Here is a 5,320-nt window from a genome sequence, read left to right as displayed (position 1 = left end):
GGGTTAGCCATTACAAAGTCGGCACGTAAATCGGGGTGTTGATCGTTGGTATAAGTATTAGCAGGCTCTTTACCAAAGTTAAAATCGATACCACGAATCGCCATATTCATGGAGGCTAACTGCCATGTAGTGTGGTTGTATTCTTGGCCATAAATGGACACATCGCCAATTTTGCCTTTATGCGCATTTATAAAGTGCTCACTTTGTACAAAGAAACCACCTGAGCCCATGGCAGGATCGTATACACGGCCTTTAAAGGGTTCCATCATTTGTACCATTAGGCTAACAATTGATTTAGGCGTATAGAACTGACCGCCTTTTTTACCCTCTGCTAATGCAAACTGGCCAAGCATATATTCATAAACATGACCCAGAATATCTTTTGAATTTAATGACGCATGCACAAAAGGAATAGTCGCAATTAAGTCGATAAGTTCTGCCAGTTTAACTTGGTCTATTTGTAGGCGCGTGTATTGCTTATTAAGTACGCCCTTGAGTTTTGGATTGGCCACCTCAATGGCATCAAGCGCGTTATCTATTAAATGACCGACCGAAGTGATTTTAATGATTTTATCGTTACCGATTGGCAGCTCAGCGCCACCGATCACCGTTTTATTGTTATCTTGTAAAAACGACCAGCGGGCTTGAGTTGGCACCCAAAATGTATTGGTTTCAAGGTAATAATCGCGTTGCTCTAGTTCAACCGCTAGTTCTTCTTGGTACTGGGCAGAGTCTTTCCCGCCAAAGTCTTCTGGGTCTAAAAAATAGTCGCTATCAGGATTATTAAACGCGGCGATTAATTCGTCTTGGCGGATTTTAAAAGCATCAGACACGTATTTAATAAACACTAAACCCAGTACGGCGTGTTTATACTGCGCAGCATCAAGGGTTGAACGGAGTTTGTCGGCAGCATTCCAGAGCTTTTTTTCAAGATCGGTTAGAAATTGTTGTTCTTCAGTATTGGTCATTAGTTTTGCCTAATTAATCTTCTATAAAATAATCGCTATCAAGCGCTTTTACTTCAAATACCTGTTTAGTGCTAACGCCTAAGTTATGAGTAAGCATTAGCTCTGTAAGTTGCTTTCCATCTACAAGTACTATGCGCTTTTCTATTAAGCCTACATATTCCAGTGCATCTTTACTAAAGCCGCTGGTGGTGATGAATACGCCTTTTTTAGCGCGGTGCATATCAAGCGCCCCCGCAAAGGCTTGTATGTCTGGTCTACCCACTGTTTTATTGGTGTAGCGCTTAGCCTGTAAATATATCATTTCGAGGCCGAGTTTATCTTCTTTTATTACGCCATCAATGCCACCATCTTGAGTATACTGCGTAGCTTGCCCTGCATCTTTACGTGAGCCGCCATAGCCCATAGCTAGCATTAAATCGACTACAAGGTTTTCAAAAAACGCAGGGGAGGCCGAAAACACTGCCTGTAATATTTCATCGCTTAAGTTAGTGTTGAGTGTATCTACTGAAGCTTCTATAAGCTCTTCTGGTGTTTTGTGTGAGTTGCTATCAACTAAGCTGGTGGTGTTTTCGTCTAGTGAGTCGCTAGTGTCTTTAGCGCGGGTTTTAAAATCTAAAAACTCAGGGTATTGGCTTAAGTACTGGTTATTGATTAATTCGCCAGTTGCTAATGCTGATAAACCTTTTTGCGTAATTGTACAAAAGGCCCTTTTAGGCTGTTCAATTAAACCTGCTTTAACAAGATAAGTTTTAGCCCAACTTAAGCGGTGGTAGGCATAAGTTTGCTTTCCACTAGGAATACGCTGTTTAAGCTGCTCTGCCGATAAGCTCAGGCTTTGATAAACGTTTGCTTCAATCTCTTTGAGCTTTACGGTTTTGCCATTAGCTAAACATTGCAGTAATGGGGTCATGAATGATTGGTAATCTGGTAATGACATACTATTCCCTGCCAAGCCGTATTAGTTAGTAACTATACAGCTAATCCATTGTTCTTATTAGTTGAGATAATATACAAATTAAGATTATGGGGCAAAGGTTATGTAAGCAGCTTTACTATGCTTTATAAACAATTACCCCCTCGCAGGGCACTGAGCTTACGGGTGGCGGGAGGGGTGTTGTTTTATAAAGAGTCTGAAAGTATTGTATTCACAATTAATGATTCTTTGGCTACTTAATATATTCGCCTTTGTGTTGAGCGATACTAAACAAACGGGTCTAATAAGTCTTCGTCAAATACTAAACCTTTAAGGTTGTTACTTTGGATAATATTTTTAAACTCATCAGTACAATAAACTTTTTGAGCACCTTCCAGCTTAGATTTAAATAGCAGTTTATTTTGTATATCGTCTTGCACAAAGGTAAGTAACTCTAAACCGTCTTCGAAGCCATCTTCGTATTTGGTTAAACACATGTCTTTTTGCTCTTGCCCGAAGGTAAGCAAGTTAAACAATATCATGTTGTTGCCTTCAGCTTTAACGGGTAAAAACTCTCCAAAATTTGCTAAGCGCTCTTTTAACAACTCATATACTGGCATCTTCATTATTAAAAAATGACCTAGCCGTGATATGTCATAGTCTTGCTTTTTAGCTTTACCAAAATAGTCAAAATTTAACGCTTGAGGCCATAGATGACTAAATTCGATATTATGGCGTGCGGCCGACATAAACATCGTTAATATAGTGTCTGGCTCAAGGCCACTATGCTTTGAAAGTATTTTTGATAGTTCAACAATATTAAAGTCGATTACGTCGTATGTGTAAGCTTCGTTTTTGATTTGATATACAGTCATTATAAAGCCTTCCAGTTTTCATTTTTTGGTTCAAGTAAACCTGCAGGTACAGTACCCGTTTTTATTTTAACTTTAACGGTTCTCAATCTATTCAAAAATAAAGCTTTAGGCGTAGCCGCATTACCAAAGTTAGTATTAATCCATGTCTCATAGTTATATCTGTGTAGCTTTCGATGAGGTGGCGAAGCTGGGCTATCCCAATTTTGCTCTTTATTTTTTTCAAAATTAATTAACCATACACCGTTGATTGGATCGTTAATACCAACTCCATGCAGATGAAGGTTAAGCCTTGTTTGTAACATATTCGCTGATTGGTATTGCCCTGTGCCACAAATAATATGATGAGCCTCGTGCAGCTTAGTTGGTTTAGGTTCCCCTATTGCAGCCAAGTGACGAGCAAGCTTTTGTGTTGGGTGATGCTTTTCTTGTTTTAATTGTGTAACTGTAGAACTTGCACTTAGCTCACGGTATTCTTTTAAATCTGTTTGTAAGCGAGCGTGAGCTGTGATTCTCTCTTTCTCTTTTTGCAAATGATTAAAGTCACGAGCCATCTTATTTTTAAGCTCTTCACTCGTCGGCCCTTTTTGAGCTATTCGCTTGTTATGGAACTCTTTAGCTTTTAACTCATAGTTATAAATAGCCATTTCTAATGGTGAAGGATTTTGAGGTCTCTCGGGATGAGGATATGCGTGCAGCGGTTTCATAAAACACTCTTCCTTGATTATTTGATTATGATTGGGTGTATAATACAAAAACTAAACAGTTAATCAATTTTTATATATGTTTTTCGGTACTGACTTACGCTTGCTTCTTCTTTTAGTAAAATAATCTCTATGTACCAGAAAGCGATTCCAAGTGGTTACCATGGCGGTTACTAAAAGTAAAAGGCAGGAAATAAATACTAATTAACTCATTGAGAATTATCAAATTAAAAATCATACTCCATGTTCAGATCCAAAATATTGAATAGTTTTCAGCTAATTATGACATATTCATAACTTATCGAAACCCGGGCTTGCCTCGGGTTTTTTATTAATACCAATAATAATATTTTGAATGTTTTTACCAAGCATCTTCATCTCATGTGAGATTCTCACCTTCAAATCACTCTTTATTTTAGGCATTAAAAAGCCCGAGACTAAGTTCGGGCTTTTTGGTAATAATTAGCTAGGCTAATAATTACGCTTTGAACGTTACTACAACGCACCTACGCCTAAAGTAAGAGCGCCACCTTCATATGACACTTTATTTTAGACATTAAAAAACCCGAGATTAAACTCAGTTATTAATAATTAGCTAGGTTAGTAATTACTCTACGATAGTTACTTTAGGCCAAAGGTAGGAACACCGCTTTTATATGACACTTTATTTTAGACATTAAAAAACCCGAGACTAAGCTCGGGTTTTTTGGTAAAAATTAGCTAGGCTAATAATTACGCTACGATAGTTGCTACAACACCAGCACCTACAGTACGACCACCTTCACGGATAGCAAAACGAAGACCTTCATCCATCGCGATTGGTGCGATTAGAGTTACTGTCATCTTGATGTTATCACCAGGCATTACCATTTCTACGCCATCTGGTAACTGTACGTCACCTGTTACGTCAGTTGTACGGAAGTAGAACTGTGGACGGTAACCTTTGAAGAATGGAGTATGACGACCACCTTCATCTTTCGAAAGTACGTATACTTCTGAAGTGAATGTAGTATGTGGGTTGATTGAACCAGGCTTAGCTAGTACTTGACCACGTTCAACATCTTCACGCTTAGTACCACGTAGAAGTGCGCCGATGTTTTCGCCAGCACGACCTTCGTCTAGAAGCTTACGGAACATTTCAACACCAGTACAAGTAGAACGAGTTGTATCATTGATACCAACAATTTCTACTTCGTCATTGATGCGAATGATACCAGCTTCAACACGACCAGTTACAACAGTACCACGACCCTGGATTGAGAAAACGTCTTCGATAGGCATGATGAATGGCTTATCGATGTCACGCTCTGGCTCTGGGATGTAAGTATCAAGTGCGTTTGCAAGCTCAACAATCTTATCTTCCCACTCTTTCTCGCCTTCTAACGCTTTAAGCGCAGAACCAGCAATTAGAGGTAAGTCATCACCTGGGAAATCGTATTCTGAAAGAAGTTCACGAACTTCCATTTCTACTAGTTCAAGTAGCTCTTCGTCATCTACCATGTCACATTTGTTCATGAACACGATGATGTAAGGAACGCCAACTTGACGAGAAAGAAGGATGTGCTCACGCGTTTGTGGCATAGGGCCATCAGTCGCAGCAACTACTAAGATCGCGCCGTCCATTTGAGCAGCACCAGTGATCATGTTTTTAACATAATCGGCGTGACCAGGACAATCTACGTGTGCGTAGTGACGTGAAGGAGTATCGTATTCAACGTGAGACGTTGAAATAGTGATACCACGTTCGCGCTCTTCAGGAGCGTTGTCGATTGATGCGAAATCTTTAGCAACACCGCCGTATACTTTTGCAAGTACGTTAGTGATTGCTGCAGTTAGTGTAGTTTTACCGTGGTCAACGTGGCC

At 39.6% G+C, this 5,320-nt stretch carries 5 protein-coding genes; all 5 read right to left on the bottom strand.

Going from position 1 to position 5,320, the window contains the following annotated elements:
- Positions 1–968, bottom strand: a 968-nt coding sequence (locus L654_RS0115240; protein ID WP_024608355.1) for a class I SAM-dependent DNA methyltransferase, incomplete at its 3' end; no start/stop codon positions are given.
- Between the two features lie 13 nt (positions 969–981).
- Positions 982–1,905, bottom strand: coding sequence for a restriction endonuclease (locus L654_RS0115235; protein WP_024608354.1), 924 nt, complete (start codon positions 1,903–1,905; stop codon positions 982–984).
- A 263-nt stretch (positions 1,906–2,168) separates the two neighbouring features.
- Complete coding sequence (locus L654_RS1000000126980; protein ID WP_024608353.1) at positions 2,169–2,756, bottom strand: hypothetical protein; 588 nt, start codon at positions 2,754–2,756, stop codon at positions 2,169–2,171.
- On the bottom strand, positions 2,756–3,460 hold the full coding sequence (locus L654_RS0115225; RefSeq protein ID WP_024608352.1) for an AHH domain-containing protein: 705 nt from the start codon (positions 3,458–3,460) through the stop codon (positions 2,756–2,758). Before L654_RS0115225 ends, L654_RS1000000126980 begins: the two co-directional genes overlap by 1 nt.
- A gap of 729 nt (positions 3,461–4,189) precedes the next feature.
- A partial coding sequence (gene tuf / locus L654_RS0115215) for an elongation factor Tu (protein WP_024592699.1) occupies positions 4,190–5,320 on the bottom strand: 1,131 nt, incomplete at its 5' end.

Origin of the sequence: Pseudoalteromonas sp. TAB23, assembly GCF_000498075.1 — a bacterium.
GTDB lineage: Bacteria > Pseudomonadota > Gammaproteobacteria > Enterobacterales > Alteromonadaceae > Pseudoalteromonas > Pseudoalteromonas arctica.
This window is presented reverse-complemented; position numbering and strand designations above follow the sequence as displayed.

Coding starts and splice junctions, on each gene's coding strand:
- L654_RS0115235 (WP_024608354.1), bottom strand. CDS start 1,905: ATGTCATTACCAGATTACCAATCATTCATGACCCCATTACTGCAATGT.
- L654_RS1000000126980 (WP_024608353.1), bottom strand. CDS start 2,756: ATGACTGTATATCAAATCAAAAACGAAGCTTACACATACGACGTAATC.
- L654_RS0115225 (WP_024608352.1), bottom strand. CDS start 3,460: ATGAAACCGCTGCACGCATATCCTCATCCCGAGAGACCTCAAAATCCT.